This window comes from Parasporobacterium paucivorans DSM 15970 (genome assembly GCF_900141895.1).
In the GTDB taxonomy this organism is placed as follows: Bacteria; Bacillota; Clostridia; order Lachnospirales; family Lachnospiraceae; genus Parasporobacterium; species Parasporobacterium paucivorans.
Map to the genome: position 1 here is coordinate 29273 of NZ_FQYT01000018.1, position 25264 is coordinate 54536.

Sequence of the window (25264 nt, forward strand, 5' to 3'; positions counted from 1 at the left end):
CGATATGTCTGTTAAAAAAACAGAATCGAGCAGTACTCGCAATGCAATTATTGTTATTATTACCATCGTTCTTTATTTTGTACTTAGTAATTTACCGACGCCACAGGGGCTGACTATTGAAGGACAGAAGTCCATTGCGCTCATGATCTGTGCATTGATCGTATGGATTACGGAAGTGATACCGATGGGGCCGGCCTCCCTGCTTTTTGCCGTGCTGATGGTTATTATCAAAACGGCGACACCTCCACAGATGGCTGCAAATTTTATGCCTCTGACAACTTTCTTCTGTATTTCCTGCTTTATCATCGGCCAGGCTCTGCTGGATACCGGTCTGGGAAACAGAATTGTCGTGCTGTTGCTAAAGGCATCCAAGAACAGGCCGAAACGGATGCTGCTGCTGAGTATGTGTGTTACGTCTCTTATCTCCCTGGTTATCGCGAATCTGGCCCTTTCTGCCATGATGGTTCCGCTGATGCTCAAGATTTTTCAGGAAAATAATATGAAACCCAAGGAAAGCAATTTTGCCAAGTCAATGCTGATCGGTATCCCTATTGCCATATCGATTGGAGGAGCTGGAACACCGGCTGGTGCATTGCCGAATTACCAGGCTTTGGCTCTTGCCTCAGAAATCAGCGGAACGCCGATCACGTTTTTAGACTGGGTAAAATGGGGCATACCCTTTGCGGTCATCATGACCCCGATTGCCTATTTTGCCATCGTGGCAATTTTTAAACCAGAAGTCAAAGAACTTGTAAGCATTAATATGGACGCACAGGTAAAGGAACTGGGAAAACTGAAATATAAAGAGATTTCGTTTATGGTAATATTTGCGCTGTTAATCCTTTCCTGGTTCGTAACAGATATTCCGATGCCTGTTTCGGCCATAATTGCATGCGGAATTTTCTTCCTGCCTAAGATTGAGATACTGAATGCAGAAGGCTTCAAGAAAGCAATCAACTGGAACATCATCATGCTGATCTGTGGATCCACAGCGTTGGCTCTTACAATCTTTCAGACCGGTGCGGCAAAATGGCTGGCTGAATCCGTGCTGTCTCCATTTAAGGAGATGAATCCTCTGATTTTGATTGCCGTAGCTGTACTTCTGACGATTTATATGCATCTGCTGGTTCCGGTAAATCCGTCCCTTGTAGCGATTCTGATTCCGGTCATTGCAATATTTGCGCCGACTGCAGGTATCCCGGTTGCGGCACTCGTGCTCCCGGTAGCTTATGCAATAAATGCAGCCTTCCTGCTGCCGCTTGATCCGGTTTTTGCAGTAACATATGCCAGTGGATATTATACGATGAAAGATCTCCCAAAAGCAGGAGTGCCATTGTCGATCGTTTGGACGATCGTTATGGTTATTATTATGGCGATTGTGCTCTGATCAGGTAGAAAATCACAAAGAGCGGGAGTACAAAAAAAGCAGGCAGAGCCTGCTTTTTTTGGTATTATGTCAACGGGGGTCAGACCCCCAAAGAGGGGTTAGTCTTTAGGCCGTTTGCCAGGGCTCCGGTCAGGCCGATGCCCACGGCGGAGATCAGCACGATTTCAGAAGCTGGAATCTCACTGGACCAGGGAAGGATCATTATATGGGTACGCACGCCGCTTACGGAATAGGAGTGGCTTCCGACCGTTACAAAACCCTTGATGCGATATGTAAAAGGAGAGATATAGTGAAGGAAATCCTTGAATTCCTCCATCGTTATGGACGGAAGGACCTTGACCACGAAAGTCTGGGGTCTGCTTTCAACCGTATTACTGCTTTCCCCACCCTGCACCCCGGAGGGGTTTATCTGCTGGATCAGCTCCCGGACATCTACGTTGCAGAAGCTTGTAAAATAAACCGTTGCATCCGGATTGACAGAACGGATTTCGGCCTGGATTTCCTCCCTGACAGCCGGAGAAATCAAATCTTCTTTATTTACAACAACCGCCCCGGCATAAACCAGCTGATTTCGGACAGCCGGAAGAAGATTGTACAGTTCCATAAAGGCTTCCCCGTCCAGCACGCAGACGGATCCGGCATAATGATAAGGATGTGGGGTCTGACCCCCAATGGTGCAAAGGATCTGGTCCATATTGCTGGGATCAGCCAGCCCGGATGCCTCAATAAACAGATATTCAATGTCATAAGAAGACATCTCGATCAGGGATTTTATAAAATTCTCCTTGATGCAGGCACAAAATATGGATCCGTTGGATAATTCGGAGATGGTAACCCCGTCCTTCTTCAGCAGACGTGCGTCAATATTGATTTCACCAAATTCATTTACAATGACGCCCATTTTGGTGCCGTCGAAATAATCATACAGGTGGTTCAGGAGCGTGGTCTTGCCCGCCCCCAAAAACCCTGTAAGGAGAATCATTTGGATCATAATTCACCATGCTTTCCTTTTTTTGCATTATAGCGTGTGGTCAGCTGCTGGATCAGCTCGTCTCTGTCCGGGATGATGGAAATATAGACGCTCTCTCCGTCGATGCACATGGTCGGAAGGTTGGTCAGTCCCATTTTAGCGGTTCTGGCAATATCTTCCTTGATGAAATATTTATATACCACGTAATCGGCGATATCCTTGATTTCATCGTAGATATCCGTAACACTTTTTACCATATAGGTGCAGGCCGCGCACTGCTCAGGATCCAGCGTGAACAATTCGATCAGGACCTTATCCGTGTTTGCATAATCAGGGATCTCAACTTCAATATCATCGAAACTGGTTGCGGAATAGTTGACAACCATTGCCCGGGCTTCCTCCGGATTATGGACGGTCATCGCACAGGCGACCGTATTCTCCATAGGGGTATCGTAAGGCATATCGCAGCCGGGGCTGATGATCAGGTTCTTCTTGTTTTCGAGACTATCCATCAGGTCCAGGACACCCTTCATATTATCCTGCTGGGTACCGAACAGCATGGTGGTGGTCAGGGGAATGTTGCCGCTCAGGGCGATGTTGTATTTGTCTGTGGTGGCTTTTGCTGGAACCATATCCACGTTTTCATCCACAGCCATGGAATCCGGACCTGTTTCGCACATTACTTCGATCTGATAAGAAGCATTTCCGCAGACGAAGAAGGAAGACTTGACGCCTTTCATGCGTATGAAATCGAAAACAGCCTTAAACGAATCATGGAACAGGTTGGAAAATACCTTTGGAGCAATCTGGCTGACCAGGGGATCTACCACTGCAATGACATCCATTCCTGCATCGATGTATAATTCAGCCATTTTCTGGGCATACTCGGCACAGAAAGAAGCAAGCATCTTTACGTATTCAGGGTCTTTTCGCATGTCTTTAAAGACGTCACTGCCACGCAGGTGGGAGGCCAGGGTTAAAGGTCCTGTGATTAATCCATAAAGCGCGGTGTCGTCACCGACTTCTTCCTTCATGACCCGCATGGCTTCCAGTACAATAGGAATACGTCCGCTTTCCGGAGTTGGGAATTTGCATTTGCAGGGAATTCCTTTTTCCTTATCATACAGGTGGGTAATTACACTAGGCGGGTTGTAGTCGGCCCACAGTAAATCACATCCCAGGATTTCCGCTTCCAGCTGCAGATCAAAGACGATAGGCATTCCGTCCGGTTCATACAGCTTGTGCACCTCGCGCAGGCTCTCGATTAATTTGGATGCATCTGTCAGGACTTCCTTTCCGGAATATCCTTTCAGCTTTCCTGCATGTACTCCCGCAAAGGGTACCCATGGGAGCTGTCCCCCGGTGTCTTCATGATTCAATACCTTCATTAATAATTCTTTTCCCATTGTACATATCCTCCTTTGATAAAATAATAGAGACGCCTCCTGAATAATGGAAGCGTCTCTGCTCGTGTATTGTATTTGATTTCTTAAGATGAGTGAATTATAAAAGCTGCGGAGGAAATTGGGAAGATACAATTCGTTAGATTTTTCAGGATACAATATCCGATCGGACAGGCAGAAATTGTATCTGTAAAAAAAACCAAAATTGTATCTTCTCAAACCAAAATTTGTATCATATAATCGGGTGCATAGATTCCACCCATTGACAAGTGGAGAATTTCGTATAGAATAGTGTAAAAGGACGAAGAGGTCGCATATAAGTGCGGCCTCTGTTTTTTTATTTAAAGACTTGTGAATCTACGAGTCGATACCTGCAGGTGGTACGAGATAGGAAGCAAGTCAGTGTGTGCTATGAATATAAGCTGTCAATACGAATGGTGATCAGGAGGAAAAAAATGGGCAAAGAAGAAATTTATGCTAAATTGAAAGATTCTATTGTAGACATGGATCCGGATTTGGCACAAGAGGCTGCCAATGAAGCAATGGAAGCCGGACTCGATCCATTGGAATGTATCAGTGTCGGACTATCCGATGGTATGGCGATAATGAGTGCAATGTTCGATGAAGGGGAGGCGTTTGTGCCCGACCTGATGATGGCTTCAGAAGCCTTTGAAACAGCCGTGGAAATTCTGACGGGGGCCTTAACTGCCGAAGAGAAAAGCAGGGCTTCCAGTGGAAAAGTCCTTATCCACACAGTGGAAGGGGATATCCATGATATAGGAAAGAACATCGTTAAGACGATGTTTGCTGCCAACAACTTTGAGGTAATCGACCTGGGTCGTGACGTGCCTGTTACGACAGTAATCAAGGAGGCAGAAGCAAATGGGGTTGATATTATCTGTGGTTCCGCTCTTATGACAACGACAATGGCATCCCAGAGAGATATTGTCAATCTGCTTAAGGAAGACGGAATCCGTGATAAATATATCGTCATGTTTGGCGGAGCTCCCGTATCTGCAAAATGGTGTGCTGAAATCGGAGCAGATGGATACTCCGATACGGCAGCGGAAGCAGTAACTGTGGCAAAGGAACTAATAAAAACGAAGAGAGGTGCCTGATTATGGAAGCAATCGCAAAAGGAGTAACAGTTTTTGACGTATATGACCGTGCGAAAACGGGGCCTAAGATGGAAGAAAAAGACTGGGATTTTAAGCTGATTCCCCAGACGGCCAAAGCGTTGAAGAAGAAATACGGAATTAAGATGGATAAAAATACCATCATTCCGGAAGACAAGGAACTGATTGACAACTTGTTCAATGCAGGTGTGGACATGCTTGTGGATTGCGGTGTCTATTGCATCGATACCGGACGTGTAATCAAATACTCAAGGGACGAGGTATTGCATGCCATCAAGTCTGCCCCGGATCATTTCAGATACGGTGAGGATAAAGAGGCAATCAATGTAGTACCAAGGCCATTTAACTCAACCAAAGCTCCTGTTATCCAGGGAGGGCCTACCGGGTCTCCTTGTTCAGAAGAAATGTTTATGACGATTCACCAGTCATACGCACAGGAACCAATCATAGATACTATCGTAGATGGTGTATTGCAAACTATCATGGGCAAGGATCCAGTTCCTGGCTCTCCATGGGAAATCATGGCAGTACGTTCGGAGGCCTTACAGGTGCGTGAAGCACAGATGAGAGCCGGACGTAAAGGTATGGGTTTGTAGGGCAACGAAACATCATTAAGTCCTGCCGGAGTCTTAGCTGCTGACTTCGAAGGCGGTATGAGGCCATCTGATTCCCATGAGGTTTCCCAGCTGAATGAGCTCAAAATCGACGTAGGTGCGTTGGTTGTTGCGGCACATTACACTACAGCAGGCGTAAACATGATGGTAGAACAGATGCCTATCTTTGGCGGATATGCCGGTGGTCTTGAAGAGACCGCTATCGTAGACGTCGCTACGACATTGAATTCTTTTGTAATGTTACGAGCTACCTGGCATCTTGACGGACCGGTTCACGTCCGTTGGGGTATCACAACCGCGAGAGAGGCTCTTACGGTTGCAGGCCATGCAGCACGGGCTATCGAAGAAAATTCACATCTGATATTAGGCAATCAGTATTATACTCTGGCTGGTCCCTGCACTCTCATGTGTCTGCTGGAAACAGCAGCACAGGCGATAACAGATACGGTCAGCGGACGCGAAATTCTGTCCGGTGTTGCTGCAGGCAAGGGAGTTGTTACAGATCTCTTTACGGCAATGGAAGCCCGCTTTATGGGAGAAGTTGCCCACGCAGTAGCAGGTATGGATGTTCATGAAGCTAACGTACTCCTGAATAAATTAGTATCCATGTATGAAAACGACTACAAGACCGCACCGGCTGGAAAGACCTTCCATGAGTGCTATGATACTAAGAAGCTCCGTCCTACGGAGGAATACATCGGAGTTTACAATGAAGCCGTGAAAGTCATGACTGATTTAGGCCTTACATATTGGAATGATTAATTTCGAATAGGCATAATCACTAAAATTATATTCATCTGCCGGCGGCTATGGATTTTCATGCCAGTGGACTCAGGGCAGCCCACAGGTCCGGATCCCTAGCCAAAAGCGGATGATTGATACGGAGGGTGGATCGCAGTGATCTTACGGACTCTAAATCCGTACAGCCGGGTGCGGCACCCGGACTCTTCGCTCGTTATTATAATTGTCAGTGGACAGGTGTCCTATAAGCCCGAAACATCCTGAGAATGAAATCACAGTATGTTTTTGACTTATGGACATCTTTTTATTTTCAGCAAATAGTGTTTTCAGGGAGGCGCCTATGTTATGCAAAATCATATTTCAGCCATATGGAACAAAGGTGGAGATACAGGAAGGGAAAACCGTACTTGAGGCAGCCCGGGAAGCAGGAATCCATATACCGGTCTATTGCGGAGGCGGGAAAACCTGTGGAAAATGCAGGATAAAAGCAGTCGAGGGTTATTTTGAAAAGCACCAGGTCCGGTCCTCCATGGGCCATCTGTCCCCGCTGACACAGGAAGAAAGAAAACAATTCTCGAAAGAGGAACTTGCATCCGGATACCGTCTGGCATGCGCCGCAGAAATAGGGGGGGATATGGTGGTCGAAATCCCGGCCGAAAGCCAGATTCAGCCGCAGATAATACTGGAAGACGGAAAAGGGAAAGAAATATCTGTAAAACCGGCAGTGAAAATGTATTATCTGGAACTGGACAAGGCATCGCTGTCGGACAAAAGGGATGATCTGACCCGGGTAAAGGATTCCCTGCTGACCTATAAGGAAGTGGATGGAAACCCATCTATTGATATATGCGCACTGAGAGATCTGCCCGCAGCCATACGGAAAGGCGGATGGAAGATTACCATATACATATTATATGGAAGGAAAATAATCGGCGTGGCCCCGGGAAGGGCGGAAAAGACCTACGGTGCTGCGATCGATGTAGGAACCACGACGGTTGTGGCTTATCTGTGCGACCTGAACAGCGGGAGGACGCTGCAGACGGGGTCTTTCATGAACCCGCAGGTAAGATATGGGGATGATGTCATATCCAGGATATCATACTGCATGACCAACCCTGACGGGGCAGGCATTTTACGGGACATCCTGATGAAGCAGCTCAATGATACCCTGCAGGATATGGCTTCCTCTCAGGGAATCCAGACCAGTGAAATATGCGAGGCGGTCATGGTGTTCAATACGGTGATGGAGAGCATTGCCCTGGGAATCGTACCGGACGCACTGGGTGTATCCCCGTTTGTTTCCCCTGCAGCAGAGGCATTGGATATTCCTGCAAGGGATCTTGGCATCCGGATCATGCCGGGAGGGAACGTGCATTGCCTGCCCTCGGAAGCCGGATTTGTGGGAGCGGACAATGTGGCAGTGCTCATAGCAGAAGAGCCTTACAAACAGGACAAGATGCAATTGATCATAGACATCGGCACGAACAGTGAAATCTGCCTTGGGAACAGGGAGAAACTATACTCGACATCCTGTGCCACGGGACCTGCCCTGGAGGGGGCGCAGATCAAATGCGGAATGCGGGCGGCAAAAGGAGCCATCGAAGCCGTAAAAATCCACCCGGTCACGCTGGAGCCCCGGCTGAAAATAATCGGGGAAGAAACGGGACAGGCTGTACCGGCCGGCATCTGCGGATCGGGAATTCTGGACGCGGTAGCCCAGATGGCATCGACGGGAATTATCGAGCCGGACGGCCGGTTTTCCTCCCGGGTCAATTCCCGGCGGGTACGGACAGACGAGAAGGGGAAAAGGGAATATGTCCTGTATTTCAGGCAAACCCCCTCTGAACATGACATTGTCGTCACGATGGCTGACGTGCGGGCTGTACAGCTTGCAAAGGCGGCCCTCTACGCAGGAGCCAAAACCCTTATGATGCAATGCGGCATAGCCCGTGTGGATGAGGTAGTCCTGGCGGGCGCCTTCGGAAATTTCATTGACAGGGAGAACGCCCTCAATCTGGGGCTGTTCCCGGATTGTGCCTATAAAAATATCACTGTGTCCGGGAATGCGGCAGGTGTCGGGGCAAGGATGGCCCTGCTGAGTACAGAGAAGAGGGCCGAGGCAAAAACCGTTGCCGGAATGGTCGAATTTGTCGATACGGCATCGGAAGCCGGTTTTTCCAAGCGGTTTACCCAGGCCATGTTCATCCCGCATAAATCCGACATCTTTACAGCCAATAAGCCGGTGGAATTTCCCTGCCCGGGGATCCATTCCCCGGAGGGGAATACCGGAACACCGGAGTACCCGTATAAGGATCCTGCAGGTCTGTTGGAGAAGGAAGGTGATTTTATTTCCGGAAGCTTGCTGCATTCGATCATACTTCAGAATTCAAGGGATAACCTTCCGGAAGGCCTCCTGGATCTGCCGGGCCCCTTCTCTGTATTGGGATGCCTGGTATCCCCGGTTTCCCTCTACGGCTTTGGCCGGAAACATGGAGAGCTGTTGGACAGGGCACTGAATCTGATTGCAGGGGAAATTGCATCCTATGCAAAAAAAGCTGTTGAAAATGGCATAAAAATCATATCCTATTCGGATCCGGCGGGTGTGATGGGGCTGGCGGGGGAAAGCTTTTACAGGAAGTTCAGTGGAAGCGCGAACCGGAGGTTTTTCAAGGAGATGGAGCCGTTCCTGAAAGAGTCGGTCATACATCTTTGCGGTAAAACATCCTATTCCATGGAAAAGGCCGGATTTATGCTGGCCAGGCCGTTTCGGACGGATGGAGCAAGGGACTATATGGAGATACTGTTTGAAGAGGCAGAAAAACATGGCGTAAAATTTATCGGCCATGCATGTATAAATAATTCAATACAGCCGGTGCCTGTTTTGTACCGGATGGAACTGCTATAGAGAAGGAGATGTGCCATATGCTGATGAAAATACTGGAGAAATGCAGGAAAAGATCAAGATTATCAAAAGAGGAAATAGTGTATCTGCTAAGCCGGACAGACAAGAGACAGACGGAACAGATTTTTGCGGCAGCACGGGAAGCACGACAGTCAGAATTCGGGAATAAAGTATTTCTGTATGGATTTGTGTATTTTTCTACATATTGCAAAAACGACTGCTCTTTCTGCTATTACAGAAAGGACAACGAGAATCCGCCCCGCTACCGTAAAACGCTGGAAGAAGTCGTCGAAACGGCAAAAGAATTAAGGGAATCCGGAATTCATCTGATCGACCTGACCACCGGGGATGACCCGTATTATACGGGGCATCCAAAGCGCCTGGCGCAAATCGTCAAGGAAGTAAAGGAAGCCACCAGTCTGCCTGTGATGGTATCGCCGGGGGTTCTGGACACCGAAGGATTGAAGCTGATTCGGGACGCGGGTGCGGACTGGTATGCGCTGTACCAGGAGACACACAGGAAGTCCCTCTTTGAACTTCTGCGGCTGGGACAAAGCTATGAAGAGCGGATGTTCATTAAAGCATATGCCAGGGATCTGGGAATGCTTATCGAAGAAGGGCTGCTGACGGGAGTGGGAGACACACTGGATGACAGAGCTCATTCGTTCGGGGAAATGGGGAGGCTGCAGGCATCCCAGTTAAGAACCATGACCTTCATCCCGCAGGAGGGCGCACCCCTGGAGGGAGATGAAAATCCGCCTTTCGAGGATGAACTGATGAACATTGCAGTGATGCGGCTCCTTTTTCCGGATGCACTGATTCCGGCATCTCTGGACGTGGAGGGGCTGGAAGGTCTTGAAAAAAGACTGATGGCAGGAGCCAATGTGGTGACCTCCATCATCCCCCCAAGAAAAGGATATGCCGGGGTGGCAAGCTGTGAGCATGATATTGACGATGGATTCCGCACAGTGGAAGGGATTCAGGAGACCCTGGGGAGATGCCGGATGGAGAAGGCAACGGCTGGCGAATATGAAAAATGGGTGGCTGACAGGAGAAAATGCCGTAAAACATGGTCAAGCATCAAGTGCGGCTGACTTGATTTCCGGGAAAGGGCGTGATTGCGGATGAATATTTTGATTATTGGGGCAAAGCTGCAGGGGGTGGAAGCGATGTATCTGGCCGGAAAGGCCGGCTACCACGTCGTGGCTGTCGATCACAACGCGCAGGCTCCGGGTGCCGGCCTGGCAGATGAATTCGTTGTGGCGGATGTCCATGAGGAAGACCGGATGCTTCCCATGTTCTTAAAGGCAGATGTGGTGCTGCCGGTAATAGAGGATTACGATGTCCTTGCCAAAGTGGAAGAATATGGAATCCGGACCGGCACGAAGGTCATTTTTGATCTGACGGCATATGGCATCTCCAGTTCCAAGGAAAAATCCAATAATCTGTTTGTGGAAAACCATTTGCCCGTGCCCGGAACTTATCCGGAGTGTGATTATCCGGTCATACTGAAACCGGACGGGGAGAGCGGAAGCTTGCATGTGAAGAAAGCGGACTTCCCCTGGGAGGCAGAAGAATACCTGAAAGCCCATACAGATAAAAGCACGGTAATCCAGGAGTATCTGGAGGGCCGGATACTATCCCTGGAGGTAGTCGGGGATGGTGAAAATTTCTGTTTTCCATTGATTACGGAAGTGGTCGTAGATGGCGGGCATGACTGTAAAAGAATAATCGCACCGGCCGAGGTGGATGCGGAAGAAGAGAGGCAGATGCTGGAAATCGGGCGAAAACTGGCAGACATCCTTAAAATCAAGGGGATCTTCGACATTGAAGCCATCAGCCATAAAGGGAAAATGAAGCTGCTGGAAATCGATGCCAGACTGCCCAGCCAGACACCTATCAGCATATACCATTCAACAGGAATGAATCTGGTAGAGATGATGACAGACCTGGCTTTGGGCAGAGCAGATGAAGTGAAGATTCTTCCGGCACAGAAAGTATGTCTGCTCCAGCAGATACAGGTGCGCGGCGGAGAGATTCAGGTGATGGGAGAAAAAATGATGGGCTCCTGCAGCCATCTGAGAATATATAAGGATTTTTTCGGATGCACGGAGGCTGTTACGGATTATGAAGAGGGAAGCCGGGACTGGAAGGGAATCATCATAGTCACAGGAAAGAGCAGGGAGCTTGCAATGGAGAAATTCCATAGCTTCATAAGGAATATGAAAGAAAAGACAGGGCTGGCAAACTGGCGTCTGGCGGAAGGGTGAGGTGAAAGGCATGACAAGACTGCTGGAATCAGATATCGACGTGATCGAAAGGCAGCTTCAGACATATGAAGAGCTGTTTATCCGGCAAACGGGGCATACAATGGAGGCAATCGCAAGAAAAGCCGCAGGCATAAGCGGCAAGGTAAAAAGGCGGAAGGCCGGAGTGGTGCCGGTTACCAGCGGACTGGGAGTGATTTCAGGTTTTTCCCGGACAGTCGGAGCCATACTTCACCATTGCCAGGTGGAAACGCTTGTAACGGAGGAAACAGACGTGGCCGGGCTGCAGCAGGCGTATTTATCCGGCTGCGGAATGGCATTTCTTGCGGATGACAAGGTATGTGCGGCATTCGGAATCGGCCAAAAAGCCCATTCAGATAATGGGGAAGCCACCGGGAGGGGGTACGCCGCTGCGCTCGTTGAAGCAATGAAGACCCGGGGGATAGACCCCGCGGGGGAAGCGATTCTGATCATAGGAGCCGGCCCGGTGGGACAGGCAGCGGCCGGATATATTGCAGAACAGAAGGCATCCCCGGTCATCTGCGACCTAGATGTGGATAAGGCAGCAAGGCTGGCCGCGGGACTGGAAGATGCGGTGTTCCTGTCCGCCCCTGCGCCGCTGCGAGAATACAGATATCTGATTGATGCCAGCACTTCGCCGGATCTGATCAAAGAGGAAGATGTTACGGAAGAGACCATTGTCGCTGCGCCGGGAATGCCGTGTGGGGCGACGGAGGAAGCAGGAAGAAAGGCAACCGTGATACATAACCCCCTGGAACTCGGGATTATCACCATGTATTTTGATTGCATGAAACAGCTGGAGGAATAAGGCATGGTTAATGAGAAAGTTGTAAGGTATTTATATAAAAATCAGAGCTTGTACCAGCTGATTAATAAAATCAAATTATGGCCGTCGCGTACCGGCGTGCTTCATGGAGTAAAAACGGTGGAGACAAAGGGAAACACCATGATAATCACCACGCACTGCGGAGAATCCTTCGTGGTGTGGAATTCAAAAAATGGCCGGAGCGCCAGGTGGCTGCGTAACCGATGGTGCAGGAAACCCTGCGTAAAGTGTAAAATCCCGGAGTGGAAGCTGGAGAAATATTCCCAGACTGTATTTTCAGATGTCAGAAGATAGGAGGAAGCCTATGAGCATGGAATTTACGGAATCACAAAAAAACAGACTCACTGAGTTGGGCGTGAGGAACGAAATCTTGACCAGGACCTTTGACGAAACAAAAGAGAGGGAACAGACCTTCGCAAGGACCGAGAAGATGGCGGTAAAGGAAAATAAGGCGGCTTTGAGCCATCTGCTGGCAAACAGCCATAAACCGGCTCTTTGCCAGCTGCAGCAGGATCTGACAGACGCACTGTGTGGCGAAGGGTTTACCCAGGTGACGACTCCCATAATCATATCGGCGTCCAAACTGGAGAAAATGACCATCGACAAGACAAATCCCCTTCATGAGCAGGTCTTCTGGCTGGATTCAAAATCCTGTCTGCGACCGATGCTTGCCCCTAACCTGTATGAGGTATCCCGTCAGCTGATGACAAGCATCAAACTCCCACTGCGGATCTTTGAAATAGGATCCTGCTTCCGGAAGGAATCGGAAGGAAATGCGCATCTGAAGGAATTCACTATGCTGAACCTGGTGGAGTGGGGAACGCCGGAAGAAAAACGTTCGGAAAGTCTGAAGGAATTTGCAGAATTAGTACTGAAGGCGGCCCGCATTTCGGATTACCGGCTGGAAGAGGAGGATTCCGTCGTGTACGGCCCCGGACTGGATATTGTCAGCGGGGAAGGGATGGAGCTTGCGTCCACGTCCATGGGACCCCATCCTCTGGATGCCGCGTGGAAAATAAACTGCACCTGGGTTGGCATCGGATTCGGACTAGAACGCCTTCTGATGCACAGGGAAAAGCAATCGGGCATCCACAGACATTCAAAGAGCACAGTTTTTCTTGACGGGGCCTGCCTAAAAGTAAAGTGACATGTATTTAATTCAAGTGATAGGGAGGTGCCTTGATGAAGAATCAGGTGATTCTGTTGGATAAGAAACCGGGGAGGGAGTTGGCGCAGGAACGTTTTATGGATCTGTGCGGCTACAGCCGGGGGAAGTCCATGCCGGAAAAAAGAATGGAAAGAACCCTCAAGGCCCTTGAGGACATTTACGATAAGCTGCAGATCCGGGCAGTGATTTCTGAATATGGGAAAGAATGCATAGACGGGATGAGCATGCTGCTGGACGGGGAGGTTTTTACCTGTAAGGCTTTGGCGCGGATTCCTTCCGGGGAAATAAGGAAGGTGTATCTGTATATTCTGACGGCTGGGGAAGCGGAATACGGGGAGGCCAGTGCGCTGGACGAAGTGTACTATGATTTCTGGCAGTCAGCCTATGTCTTCGCCGGCAGGGAGACCCTGAGACAATACCTGCAGAATCAAAACCCCAATGAAAATAAATATATGTCAGGCAGTTACGGACCGGGATTCCATGGAATGGAAGTATCCCAGCTGAAGAAGTTCTTTACAGTTCTTGATGCTGAACTGATCGACGTCAGGCTGCTTGATTGCGGACTCATGTCACCCATGAAAAGCTTTGCAGGATTTTTTGTCGAAGCGGAGAGCGAACAGGACTTCCCGCCGGAAGACAGTGAGGAGGAATAGCATGATTTATATGGACAAAAAATGTGGGATACCCTTGTATGAACAGCTGTTTGATGTTCTGAGACAGCGCATTCTGAAGGGCGAGATGAAAAAGGACAGTGCATTAAAACCCATAAGGGTGCTGGCAGAAGAAATTGACGTCAGCAATAATACGGTGAGCAAGGTATATCAGCAGCTGGTGGCGGAAGGCTATATCCGCTCCGTCCCGGGAAGCGGGTATTATGTGGAGGATTTGGAGGCGCTTCAGGGGATGCGTGCAGCCACGAAGGCGGCCATGAAAGAAGAAGCACTGGCGTCGGTTCCTCCGCTGCGGCATGATTTTAAATATGAGAATATTAATTCAGCTTCATTTCCGTGGACGAAATGGAGAAGGTATATGCAGAACGCAATTCTGGAAGAGTCCTATGAAAAGGAAATCGGCTACGAGTGCAACAAAGGAAATGCGAAACTCCGGGAGGTTATTTGCGAGTACGTCAATAACAGCCGGGGGGTGAACTGCTGTCCGGATCAGATAATCATTTCCGCGGGAACCCAGTATGCCATGGATATCATTACCAACATATTGCCCATCAAAGACTATGTGGTCGGAGTGGAAGACCCGGGGTACAACGGGATGCGAAAAATCTTCTCAAACAAAGGGTATGGAATCAGGGCGCTGCCTATGACGGATTCCGGCATAGATATGGATGCACTGGATGGGTCAGATTGCAACCTGATTTATCTGACTCCGTCCCACCAATTTCCAACCGGGGTTACGACATCGATTAAAAAACGGCTGCAGATTCTGGAATGGGCCAAAAAAAACAACGCCTATGTGATAGAGAACGATTACGATAATGAATTTGTCTATGGGAAAAAGCCGCTGCCGTCCATGCAGTCCCTTGATGAGGGGAAAGTGATCTATCTCAGTACATTATCAAAAGTACTGTCCCCATCCCACCGCTGCGCATATCTTGTTCTTCCCAGACCGCTGGTGGAAATATATGAAGACAAGTATAAACATTATTATGCTGCCCTCCCCACCTATAACCAGAAGGCTCTGGCGGATTTTATCCGGGACGGATACCTCGAAAAACATGTCCGGAAAATGTCCTTGATAAACAGGAGAAAATACGAAATCCTTATGAGGGTGATGAAGGAATGGCTCCCGGAGGAAGTGAAGCTTTTTGTGGCACCGGCGGGATCCCATATCCTGATGCAGGTCCAGGGATGCACCAGCCAGGACTCCCTGATAAGCAAAATGCAGGAAAAGGGCATAGGAATCTACGGGACAAAAAGCTATTGGATAGACCAGGAAAACGCACCGGAGAATATTTTCATGATCGGCTACAATTCCCTTTTGGAGGAGGATCTGGAAGATGCATGCATAGAGTTTGCCTGCGCCATGGAAGCCATTGTCTGGGGAGATGGATGTTAGCGGGAAAGGGGGTCTGACCCCACGCGCACTGCGTGGGGTCAGACCCCCTTTCTGCTTTTGCTTTATTTGTTCAGTTTTTTCTTGTATTCCGCCAGGGCAGTCTCTTCCTCTTTTGCAATCTTAGCCATGGCCTCTTCCAAAAGAGCGTCGGATGTGATTATCTTTGTGTCCAGGGCAATTTTATATTTTTCCTGCCAAAAGTTCATTCGAAGCTCCCGTAATGCGGGATCCTGAATCCTTTCGATTTCCTTCTTGCTTAAAACTTTTCTGAATTGTTCTTCCTCGGTTAAAAATTCTTTATCTTCCACGTGAACCTCCCATTGTAATATTTGTCTACGGACTGTAAACATTGTACAACGCGGGTCTTAAAAAGTAAACCCTGGACTGTTACAGAAAATCCAGGGAGAACATGGACTGGTCGCCCAGAAGTTCAAAGGAGAAAAAGTCATCCCGCACTTCCAGCCGATTGAAATTCAGCATTTCATGGTACTCCTTTTCGTTTCCGGCATATTTAATAGTGGAAAGCAGGGAAAAAGTCTTATCGGTCTGACCGAGTTTAAAAATTTCTGTTTTCAAGTCTGTATCTTCCTTAATTCCATACACGTCATTCAGGGTCAGCAGGCAGACTTCGCAAAATGCGATTATGCATTCATACAGGCTGCCCCCATCGAATCCGGCTGCGAAATCAGTAAAATAGAGGGAGGAATCATCTGCTTTTGTGAAGACCTCTCTTCCTTCTTCGTTCAGTTTCTCATGATTTTTCTGTGGAATATAGAGCCTGCAGGTAACGGTGCTATCGTTTTTCATAAGGCACATCCTTTCATTAGTATTCAGTGATGGTGAAATGATATCACAATTTTCAGTCATTAAAACAATAAATGGAAGGTTTAGCACTTTTTCAGTAAATGTACACAAAGCAATGGGAAAAAGCAGGTATGATTTATAAAGATAGATGCATTGAAACAAAAATTAAGTAGAGCTATAATGAATTCATAAAACAAAGAGAAAATTTAAAAGTTATCAGCCAACAAAGGTGTTGAAGATTCCGGTACCACACGGATTTTCGGCACCTTTTTATTTTTTCTTTGAAAGTAACAAGTAGTAGCTGCTTATGGCAACACGGAAAAGATAATAGGAGGTAGTAATTATGAGACAGATAGCTATTTATGGAAAAGGTGGTATCGGAAAATCCACGACCACTCAGAATTTAACAGCTGGTTTAGCTGAAATGGGAAAAAAGATTATGATTGTAGGCTGCGATCCTAAAGCCGATTCAACCAGGCTTGTGCTTGGAGGCATGTGCCAGAAGACAGTACTGGACACTCTCAGGGAAGAAGGAGACGACATCGATCTGGATCTTGTCCTTAAAGAAGGATACGGCGGAATCAAAGGAGTAGAATCCGGGGGACCGGAACCAGGAGTTGGCTGTGCAGGCAGGGGAATCATCACATCCATAAATCTGCTGGAGCAATTGGGAGCCTACACGGATGACTTGGATTATGTCTTCTACGACGTACTCGGAGATGTTGTATGCGGAGGCTTCGCAATGCCGATCAGAGAAGGAAAAGCCCAGGAAATCTATATTGTCTGCTCCGGAGAAATGATGGCGCTGTATGCCGCAAACAATATCGCAAAAGGTATTCAGAAATATGCGACTACGGGCGGAGTAAGACTGGGAGGATTGATCTGCAACTCAAGAAATGTGGATGGTGAAGCGGATCTGGTCAGGGCCGTCGCCAAAGAGCTCGGTACCCAGATGATTCACTTCGTTCCTAGAGATAATGATGTACAGAGAGCAGAAATCAACAAGAAGACAGTCATCGATTTCAGCCCGGAAGTTCCTCAGGCGGATGAGTACCGCGATCTGGCAAGAAAGATCGACGGAAACCAAATGTTCGTTATACCAAAGCCAATGCAGATAGAAAGACTTGAGCAGCTGTTGATGGAACACGGAATCTTAGACTAATACAAAATAAAGGAGGATACGAAATATGTTATTAATTCGATCAATTATCAGACCGGAGAAGGTTGGGGTGGTTTTATCCGAGTTACTGAGCGCAGGATATCCGGCAGTAACGAAAATGGATGTGTATGGCCGTGGCAAGCAAAAGGGCGTCAAGGTCGGAGATATATTTTATGACGAAATTCCAAAAGAAATGTTATTGATGGTAGTAAAAGATGAGGATAAAGACGACATAGTCAAAATGATAATGAAGTATGCGAGAACCGGAGAAAATGGAAATTTCGGCGACGGAAGAATTTTCATTACACGAGTAGAGCAGGCATACACGATAAGTACAAAAGAAGAGGGACTATAATAGCATAGGAGGATTGTGGAATGAAAGAGATAATGGCAATTGTCCGCCTGAACAAAGTGAATGCGACAAAAGAAGCCTTAGCATCAGCGGGATTTCCGGCTTTTACCTGTAGAAAGGTTTTGGGCAGAGGAAAAAAATCAGTAGATCCTTCCTTGATCCAGTCGATTATCGAGAACGGAGACCTGCCGGTTTCCCCGGTAGGTGAATACTTCACGGAAGGCCAGAGATTGATTCCGAAAAGATATTTCAACTTAATGGTCCCTGACGAGTGTGTTCAAAAGGTGGTTGAAACCTTAATAGAAACGAACCACACAGGCAATCTGGGAGACGGAAAGATTTTTGTACTTCCTATCGAAGAGTCATATCGGATAAGAAACGGTGAACTTCAGACAGATACTGAATCATATTAGGAGGTGAAATCATGTCAGAGGGATTAAAAGAGAAGGTTCTGGACAAATACAGCGCCAGGGTCTATAAAAATAGAAAACCCCACCTGGTAACAGTGGGGGAAGAAACAGAGATTACAGCAAACACCAGAACCATACCTGGGATAATAACGCAGCGCGGATGCTGCTATGCGGGATGTAAAGGCGTTGTGCTCGGGCCGATCAAGGACGCGGCAATCATCGTCCACGGGCCGATCGGATGCTCCTATTACGCCTGGGGAACAAGGAGACATAAGGCTGAAAGCGACATAAGGGACAATGAAGAGGCGGATTGCTACCTGGAATACTGTTTTTCCACGGACATGCAGGAAGCAGATATCGTATTCGGCGGAGAGAAGAAATTAAAGCAGGCGGCACAGGAAATCGTAGATATATTTAAGCCGAAGATTGTAATGATCTGTTCCACGTGTCCGGTAGGACTGATAGGGGATGATATCAACGCAGTTGCAAAATGGATAGAATCCGACCTGGGAACAAAGGCCATATCCTTCAGCTGCGAAGGATATAAAGGCGTCAGCCAGTCAGCCGGACATCATATAGCGAACAACCAGCTGATCCGCTACGTGATTGGAACAGGAGATAAAGAGCCTAAAACGAAGTACAGCGTAAATGTTCTGGGCGAATACAACATAGGCGGTGACGGATGGGAAGTTGAAAAGCTCCTGAAGAGATGCGGCGTGGAAGTCGTATCGGTGTTCACGGGCGGCGGAAGCTACCGTGATCTGAAGAATTCCCACCTTGCCAATCTGAACCTGGTGCAGTGCCACCGTTCCATAAACTATGTTGCGGATATGATGAAGGACAAATATGGAATCGACTGGATAAAAGTCAATTTTGTCGGAATAGAATCCACGGCGAAAGCACTCAGGGATGTGGGAGAATATTTCGGGGACGAGCAGCTGAAAAAAAGGATAGAAGAAGTAATCGCGGACGAGATGAGCGCAATTGCGGATGATGTTTCTTATTACAACAGCAAGCTGAAAGGCAAAACAGCAGCGCTCTATGTGGGCGGTTCCAGAGCCCATCACTACCAGGTTCTGCTTAAGGACTTCGGCATTGAAACGGTTCTTGCGGGATATGAATTTGCCCACAGGGATGATTACGAAGGCAGGGAAGTAATTCCAAGCATCAAAACAGATGCAGACAGCAAAAATATAGAGAGCCTGGAAGTTGAGGCGGATCCAAAGCATTACAGGGTATTCCTGACAGATGAGCAAAAAGCGGAACTGGATAATAAAGGAGTAAAGCTCAACTATTATGAGGGCATGTTTAAGGGCATGAACGATGGCTCCATTATATGTGATGACCTGAACCATTTTGAAACAGAAGAGTTCCTGCGTGTACTCAAACCGGATATCTTTTTCTCCGGCATCAAAGATAAATTTGTAGCCCAGAAAAGCGGTATGCTTTCCAGGCAGCTGCATTCCTATGACTATAGCGGTCCATATGCCGGATTTAAGGGCGCGGTCAATTTTGGACATGATCTTGTCATGGGACTATACACACCGGCGTGGAGCTATATCCGGGCACCATGGAAAAGCATACCAAGTATCGAGGGAACATTAGGAGGTGCAGAATAATGCTGAATTACACACCAAAAGAAGTTGTTGAAAGAGAGGCATTGAAGATCAATCCTTGTAAGACATGCCAGCCTGCAGGCGCTTTGTACGCGGCCCTGGGTGTCAACAGATGTCTGCCTCACAGTCATGGTTCCCAGGGATGCGTCGCATTCCACAGAATGTTCCTGACAAGACATTTTAAAGAACCGGTAATGGGTTCATCCAGCTCCTTTACAGAGGGATCATCTGTATTCGGAGGCGGAAGCAACCTGAAAACTGCCGCAAAGAATATATTTGATCTGTATGACCCCCGCATCATCGCCGTGCATACAACCTGTCTGTCTGAGACGATAGGAGATGACCTGGGCTCCATCATAACAGAGATGGACATACCGGAGGGCAAATATGTCGTCCATTGCAACACACCAAGTTATAAGGGTTCACATGTGACCGGCTTTACGAACATGGTTTCGGGATTTGTAAACTACCTTTCCAGGAAGACGGGAACGTCAAATGGCAAGCTTTGTGTCTTCCCGGGCTGGGGAAATCCGGGCGATTACAGGGAGTACAAAAAGCTTATGAAAGCCATGAAAGTGCCTTTCTCCATGCTTCCCGACACCAGTGGAGTCCTTGATGGAGCCATGACAGGAAAATATGAGATGTACCCGGACGGCGGAACAACCATCGAAGAGATCGAAGGACTGGGTGACTGTATATCCTCGCTGGCCCTGGGAATTCAGACAAGCGAACCGAGCGCGGTGGCACTTAAGAAAAAATGTGGAGTGGATTACAATGCGATTCCGCTACCAATGGGAATTGAAAACACGGACAAATTCATCATGACCCTGCAGCAGTTTTCCAAGGAAGATGTTCCTTTTGAAGTGGAAGAAGAAAGAGGCCAGCTGGTTGACATGATGGTGGATATTCATCCCTACACATATGGCAAAAAAGTGGCTATCTACGGGGATCCGGACACAGTGCTGGGAATAACCCAATTTTGTCTGGAACTTGGAATGATTCCCAAATATGTCATTACCGGTACGCCGGGCGTACAGTTTAAGGCAGCCGCAGAAGCGATGATGGAAAAATTCGGAATAGAAGATTCTGTTATAAAAGCAGAAGCGGATCTCTTTTACCTGCATCAGCTTATGAAAAATGAGCCGGTGGACATAATGATCGGCGGAACCCACGGAAAGCATATTGCAAGGGCGGAAGGCATCCCTCTTGTCAGGATGGGATTCCCGGTTATTGACAGATACATCCATTCTTACATGCCACTTGTAGGATACAAGGGTGGAATGAGAATGGCGGAGCTGATCGTAAATGCAATCATGGATTATCAGGATAGCCATTGTGAAGAAAAGGATGTAGAGATGGTAATGTAGACTTTATGGAAGAGGATGTGTTGAGTATGAAACCTGCGGTAGTTAAGAGGTCGGATTCCGGTATATTAGAGGACAGGAAAAAATCAATCGTATATAAAGTGGATGGATGCAGCGGCAACGGGATCAAATGCGATTCCGACAGTGTTTCCGGAGCCGTAAGCCAGAGGGCATGTGTGTACTGCGGTGCCAGGGTAGTTCTTAACCCGATTACGGATGCTTTTCACATCGTACATGGTCCGATAGGGTGCGCAAGCTATACCTGGGATATAAGGGGAAGCCTGACGAGCGGTGACGACCTGTTCAGGACCAGCTTTTCCACCGACTTAAGGGAAACAGATGTCATATTCGGCGGTGAGAAAAAACTGACGGCTGCTATAGAAGAGGTTATGGAAAAATATTCTCCCAAGATCGTATTTGTATATGCAACATGTATTGTGGGTGTTATCGGCGATGATGTGGAGGCAGTATGCAGAACAATGTCCGAAAAATATAATGCTCATATAATTCCGGTCAAGTCGCCGGGGTTTTCGGGCAATAAGTCAACCGGGTATAAGATGGCATGCAACGCAATCATGTCCCTTATCAGAAATTATAAAACGGATAAGAAGATAAAAGCCATAAATATTCTGGGGGACTTCAACCTGGCCGGTGAAATCTGGATAATAAAGAATTATTTCAATAAGATCGGGATAAAAGTTCTCTCGACATTTACCGGGGATTCCAGCTATGAATCACTGATCAGGGCACCGGAAGCCTGCCTGAACGTTGTACAGTGCGCAGGTTCCAGCACCTATCTGGCGAAACAGATGGAGGAGGAATTCGGGATACCGTACCTGAAAGTCAGCTTCTTTGGGACAGAAGATACCACCAGCTCCCTGATCCGCATTGCGGAAGCGCTAGGGGACATGGAAGCGAGAGCGAAAGCCATCGAGTTCACAACCCGGATGGAGCGGGAGGCGGAAGAGGTCATAAAGGCCTATAGAAGCAAACTTCAGGGCAAAAAGGCCGCGATTTATGTGGGAGGAGGGTTCAAAGCCATCTCACTGATCCGGCAGTTCAACCTTCTGGGTATGAAGACCGTTGTCGTAGGTACCCAGACAGGCAGCAAGGATGACTATGAAATTATTGAAAATCTGGCGGATGAAGACACCGTAATCCTGGATGATGCCAATCCTGCTGAGCTTGAAACATTCATGAAGGAAAAGGGTGCCGACATCCTGGTGGGGGGAGTCAAAGAACGCCCCCTCGCCTATAAGCTGGGGATAGCGTTCTGCGATCACAACCATGAAAGAAAACACCCCCTGTCGGGATATGAAGGTGTAGTGAATTTTGTCCACGAGATTAATAAAAGTATAAACAATCCTGTTTGGAAATATCTCGGAAAGTAGGTGTGCATATGAAAACAAAAGTAAAGCCATTGGTCAGCTTGAATGTGAATCCATGTAAAATGTGCATGCCGATGGGAGCGGTCACGGCCATGTACGGCATAAAGAAATCCATGTCGATTCTTCATGGTTCCCAGGGCTGCTCAACTTATATACGGAGACATATGGCGACTCACTACAATGAACCGGTGGATATTGCGTCCACCTCGCTGACAGAACATGGAACCGTGTATGGAGGAGAGGAAAATCTCCTGAAAGGCCTGAAAAATCTTATAGAACTATACAATCCCGAAGTTATCGGAGTTTCCACAACCTGCCTGTCCGAGACGATTGGCGAGGACATTGCAAGGATGATAGAGAAATTTTATGAACTGAATCCGGAATATGCTTACATTCGGATTATTCCCATCCATTCCCCCGGATACGGCGGTACCCAGTTCGACGGGTATTTCAGAGGGCTTTATCAGATCGTGTCGCATCTGGCGCGAGAATGTGAAAAAAACAATAAGATAAACGTGGTGACGGGAATGCAGAGTCCCTCGGATATCCGGTTTTTAAAGAAAGAATTTGCCAGATTCGGACTGGAGGCGATTTTTCTGTCTGATTTGTCGGACAATCTGGACGGCGGATATTCGGAAAAATACAGCCGGCTCCCATCAGGGGGTACTTCCGTAAGCGAAATAGAGCAGATGGGAGGGGCGGCCTGCACGGTTGAGTTTGTGGGGATGGATTTGGAATACTCCCCCGGACAATACCTGGCCGACCGGTTCGGTGTTCCCCTCAAAAAGCTGATGCTCCCTGTTGGGCTCAGGGATACGGATGAATTTTACCGGGGGCTGTCTGAGCTTTCCGGAATGAAAATCCCAGAGGAAGTGGAACTTGAGCGAGGCAGATACCTGGATGCGATGATCGATTCCCATAAATACAGCGGTGACGGAAGAGCAGTAATCTATGGAGATCCTGATTTCGTCCTGTCTACGGTAAGGCTGTGCGTGGAAAATGGAGTTATGCCGGTAGTAGCGGCAACAGGCAGCACCTGCAAGATGCTGAAGCCCCTTCTGGAAAAAGAAATCAAGCCGCTGGGAGATATGATATTTGAAGAAAACTATTGCATAGTTGATGATATAGATTTCAAGACGATGGAAGAGCTGGCAGTTTCAGGAAATGCCAATCTGATGATAGGCAATTCAGATGGCAGAAGGATTGAAGAGAACATGAGCATACCTTTAGTCAGGAGGGGATTCCCCATTCATGACAGGGTTGGCGGCCAGCGCCTGCGGATGCTTGGATTTGCAGGAAGCCTTATGTACCTGGATGAGATTACAAACGCGGTGTTAGCCTGTAAGGAAAGGGGATTCAGAAAAGAATTGTATAATGAATATTATAAAGATACCCCCATCGACCAGGGGATAAGGGAAGAGGTCCTGGATACGGCTGCGATTAAAAAACGGGAGATTGAAGAAAAGACAAAAACCCATCCCTGCTATAACTGCGGGGCACATGAGTATGCAAGGATCCACCTCCCGGTCGCTCCACACTGCAACGTCCAGTGCAACTATTGTGTCAGAAAATTTGACTGTCCCAACGAAAGCAGACCCGGTGTGACGACGAAAGTCATGACCCCGGAGGAAGCTTTCGACCGGTACATAAGCGTCAAGGAAAAAGTCCCAAATCTTTCTGTCGTGGGGATAGCGGGTCCCGGAGACGCGCTGGCCAATTTTGGGGATACGAAGCGGACGCTCGAACTGATCAGGGAATACGATCCGAAGGTGACATTCTGTCTCTCCACCAACGGCCTCATGCTCCCGAAATATGCGGATGAGCTGATAAAACTCGGCGTGAGCCATGTTACGGTAACCATCAATGCAGTTGACCCCAGAATAAGCGCCAAAATCTATAAATTTATCGATTACATGGGCATCCGATTCACAGGGGAAAATGCCGGCGCCATCCTTCTGTCGAACCAGCTCAACGGAATCCGGCTGCTTGCTTCCCAAGGAATAATTTGCAAGGTCAACATTGTGACGCTCAAGGGAATTAACGATACACATATCCCGGAAGTTGTCAGCAAAATGAAAAGCCTGGGATGCTACGTCACCAACATCATGCCAATGATACCCGTAAAAGGCAGCGCATTCGAGAATCTGGTTCCGGCAAGCAACAAGGAAGTCAATGCAATCAGGGATATCTGCGGCGAAACAATGCTTCAGATGTACCACTGCAGACAGTGCAGGGCCGACGCAGTCGGCAGGCTGGACAACGACATTTCGCTTGAAGTAAACGAGAAACAGCAGGGAGAACCGGCGGAGCAGAGCAGGGATCAGGAACAGTCAGCCCGGTTCGCCGTAGCCTCAAAAAGCGGAACGCTGGTTGACCAGCATTTCGGACAGATCCAGGAAGTATACATATATGAGAGCAAAAATGATGAGGTCAGATTTGTCGAAAGAAGGAAGATCGACCAGTATTGTACGGGTGCCGAAAACTGTGACCATAAAGAAGGCAAGATCGACAGCATCATAAGCATGATAGAGGACTGCAAAGGGGTGATAGCGATGAGAATCGGAGAAGAACCCCGCAATAAACTCACGGAAAAGGGAATATTCGTATACCCCACTTATGACAGAATTGAGGACGCCGTCAAAAAGGCGACTTCAATGATTTAAGAA

The 25264-nt window shown here is 48.0% G+C and carries 21 protein-coding genes and 1 pseudogene; 18 read left to right on the forward strand and 4 right to left on the reverse strand.

Annotated elements, in window-relative coordinates:
- The first annotated feature begins 4 nt into the window (after nucleotides 1–4).
- Nucleotides 5–1387, forward strand: coding sequence for an SLC13 family permease (locus tag BUA79_RS08780; RefSeq protein WP_073994059.1), 1383 nt, complete (start codon nucleotides 5–7; stop codon nucleotides 1385–1387).
- 79 nt (nucleotides 1388–1466) lie between these two features.
- Here BUA79_RS08780 and BUA79_RS08785 read toward each other — a convergent pair whose 3' ends face one another.
- A complete protein-coding gene (locus tag BUA79_RS08785; RefSeq protein WP_073994060.1) occupies nucleotides 1467–2378 on the reverse strand; it encodes a CobW family GTP-binding protein in 912 nt (303 codons plus the stop codon).
- Entirely contained in the window at nucleotides 2375–3763 is a 1389-nt protein-coding gene (locus tag BUA79_RS08790; RefSeq protein WP_073994061.1) for a uroporphyrinogen decarboxylase family protein, read from the reverse strand. The genes BUA79_RS08785 and BUA79_RS08790 overlap by 4 nt, the downstream gene beginning before the upstream one ends.
- Before the next feature lie 452 nt (nucleotides 3764–4215).
- On the opposite strand from BUA79_RS08790, the gene BUA79_RS08795 reads away from it, so the two are divergent.
- The 10 genes and pseudogenes from BUA79_RS08795 to pdxR all read left to right on the forward strand — a co-directional run bounded on the left by BUA79_RS08795 (nucleotide 4216) and on the right by pdxR (nucleotide 15505).
- Nucleotides 4216–4878 carry a corrinoid protein gene (locus tag BUA79_RS08795; RefSeq protein WP_073994062.1) on the forward strand — a complete coding sequence of 221 codons (663 nt, stop codon included), beginning with the start codon at nucleotides 4216–4218 and terminating at the stop codon, nucleotides 4876–4878.
- A gap of 2 nt (nucleotides 4879–4880) precedes the next feature.
- Nucleotides 4881–6272, forward strand: a pseudogene (locus BUA79_RS12755) (monomethylamine:corrinoid methyltransferase).
- Between the two features lie 319 nt (nucleotides 6273–6591).
- Entirely contained in the window at nucleotides 6592–9156 is a 2565-nt protein-coding gene (locus BUA79_RS08810; RefSeq protein ID WP_073994064.1) for an ASKHA domain-containing protein, read from the forward strand.
- Between the two features lie 17 nt (nucleotides 9157–9173).
- A complete protein-coding gene (gene pylB, locus BUA79_RS08815) occupies nucleotides 9174–10247 on the forward strand; it encodes a methylornithine synthase PylB (RefSeq protein ID WP_094757395.1) in 1074 nt (357 codons plus the stop codon).
- A 30-nt stretch (nucleotides 10248–10277) separates the two neighbouring features.
- Nucleotides 10278–11423, forward strand: coding sequence for a 3-methylornithine--L-lysine ligase PylC (gene pylC / locus BUA79_RS08820; RefSeq protein WP_073994066.1), 1146 nt, complete (start codon nucleotides 10278–10280; stop codon nucleotides 11421–11423).
- Nucleotides 11424–11433: 10 nt separating this feature from the next.
- A complete protein-coding gene (gene pylD / locus BUA79_RS08825; RefSeq protein ID WP_143147899.1) occupies nucleotides 11434–12249 on the forward strand; it encodes a 3-methylornithyl-N6-L-lysine dehydrogenase PylD in 816 nt (271 codons plus the stop codon).
- 3 nt (nucleotides 12250–12252) lie between these two features.
- Nucleotides 12253–12561, forward strand: a complete 309-nt coding sequence (gene pylSn / locus BUA79_RS08830) for a pyrrolysine--tRNA(Pyl) ligase small subunit (RefSeq protein ID WP_073994068.1) — start codon at nucleotides 12253–12255, stop codon at nucleotides 12559–12561.
- Nucleotides 12562–12571: 10 nt separating this feature from the next.
- Nucleotides 12572–13414 (forward strand): pyrrolysine--tRNA(Pyl) ligase large subunit, encoded by an 843-nt coding sequence (pylSc, locus tag BUA79_RS08835; protein WP_094757396.1) that lies wholly within the window; start codon nucleotides 12572–12574, stop codon nucleotides 13412–13414.
- Between the two features lie 35 nt (nucleotides 13415–13449).
- The gene (locus tag BUA79_RS08840; RefSeq protein WP_073994070.1) at nucleotides 13450–14088 is read left to right on the forward strand and encodes a vitamin B12 dependent methionine synthase; all 639 of its coding nucleotides are present in this window, start codon (nucleotides 13450–13452) and stop codon (nucleotides 14086–14088) included.
- A gap of 1 nt (nucleotide 14089) precedes the next feature.
- Complete coding sequence (gene pdxR / locus BUA79_RS08845; RefSeq protein ID WP_073994071.1) at nucleotides 14090–15505, forward strand: MocR-like pyridoxine biosynthesis transcription factor PdxR; 1416 nt, start codon at nucleotides 14090–14092, stop codon at nucleotides 15503–15505.
- 62 nt (nucleotides 15506–15567) lie between these two features.
- On the opposite strand, the gene BUA79_RS08850 is transcribed toward pdxR, so the two are convergent.
- Both BUA79_RS08850 and BUA79_RS08855 read right to left on the reverse strand, forming a co-directional pair.
- Nucleotides 15568–15813, reverse strand: a complete 246-nt coding sequence (locus BUA79_RS08850) for a hypothetical protein (protein WP_073994072.1) — start codon at nucleotides 15811–15813, stop codon at nucleotides 15568–15570.
- 79 nt (nucleotides 15814–15892) lie between these two features.
- On the reverse strand, nucleotides 15893–16312 hold the full coding sequence (locus BUA79_RS08855; protein WP_073994073.1) for a hypothetical protein: 420 nt from the start codon (nucleotides 16310–16312) through the stop codon (nucleotides 15893–15895).
- Nucleotides 16313–16652: 340 nt separating this feature from the next.
- Here BUA79_RS08855 and nifH point away from each other — a divergent pair, with 340 nt between their 5' ends.
- Genes nifH through nifB form a run of 7 tightly spaced genes read left to right on the forward strand, consistent with a single transcriptional unit; the run spans nucleotide 16653 to nucleotide 25261 of the window.
- Nucleotides 16653–17471 carry a nitrogenase iron protein gene (gene nifH / locus BUA79_RS08860; protein ID WP_073994074.1) on the forward strand — a complete coding sequence of 273 codons (819 nt, stop codon included), beginning with the start codon at nucleotides 16653–16655 and terminating at the stop codon, nucleotides 17469–17471.
- Nucleotides 17472–17496: 25 nt separating this feature from the next.
- Nucleotides 17497–17823: a P-II family nitrogen regulator gene (locus BUA79_RS08865; RefSeq protein WP_073994075.1), complete on the forward strand. Its 327-nt coding sequence runs from the start codon at nucleotides 17497–17499 to the stop codon at nucleotides 17821–17823.
- 20 nt (nucleotides 17824–17843) lie between these two features.
- Complete coding sequence (locus BUA79_RS08870) at nucleotides 17844–18233, forward strand: P-II family nitrogen regulator (RefSeq protein WP_073994076.1); 390 nt, start codon at nucleotides 17844–17846, stop codon at nucleotides 18231–18233.
- A gap of 11 nt (nucleotides 18234–18244) precedes the next feature.
- Nucleotides 18245–19849 carry a nitrogenase component I subunit alpha gene (locus BUA79_RS08875; RefSeq protein WP_073994077.1) on the forward strand — a complete coding sequence of 535 codons (1605 nt, stop codon included), beginning with the start codon at nucleotides 18245–18247 and terminating at the stop codon, nucleotides 19847–19849.
- Nucleotides 19849–21213: a nitrogenase component 1 gene (locus tag BUA79_RS08880; protein ID WP_073994078.1), complete on the forward strand. Its 1365-nt coding sequence runs from the start codon at nucleotides 19849–19851 to the stop codon at nucleotides 21211–21213. The genes BUA79_RS08875 and BUA79_RS08880 overlap by 1 nt, the downstream gene beginning before the upstream one ends.
- A gap of 26 nt (nucleotides 21214–21239) precedes the next feature.
- On the forward strand, nucleotides 21240–22601 hold the full coding sequence (nifE, locus tag BUA79_RS08885; RefSeq protein WP_073994079.1) for a nitrogenase iron-molybdenum cofactor biosynthesis protein NifE: 1362 nt from the start codon (nucleotides 21240–21242) through the stop codon (nucleotides 22599–22601).
- Nucleotides 22602–22609: 8 nt separating this feature from the next.
- Complete coding sequence (gene nifB / locus BUA79_RS08890; RefSeq protein ID WP_073994096.1) at nucleotides 22610–25261, forward strand: nitrogenase cofactor biosynthesis protein NifB; 2652 nt, start codon at nucleotides 22610–22612, stop codon at nucleotides 25259–25261.
- Nucleotides 25262–25264: the final 3 nt, after the last annotated feature.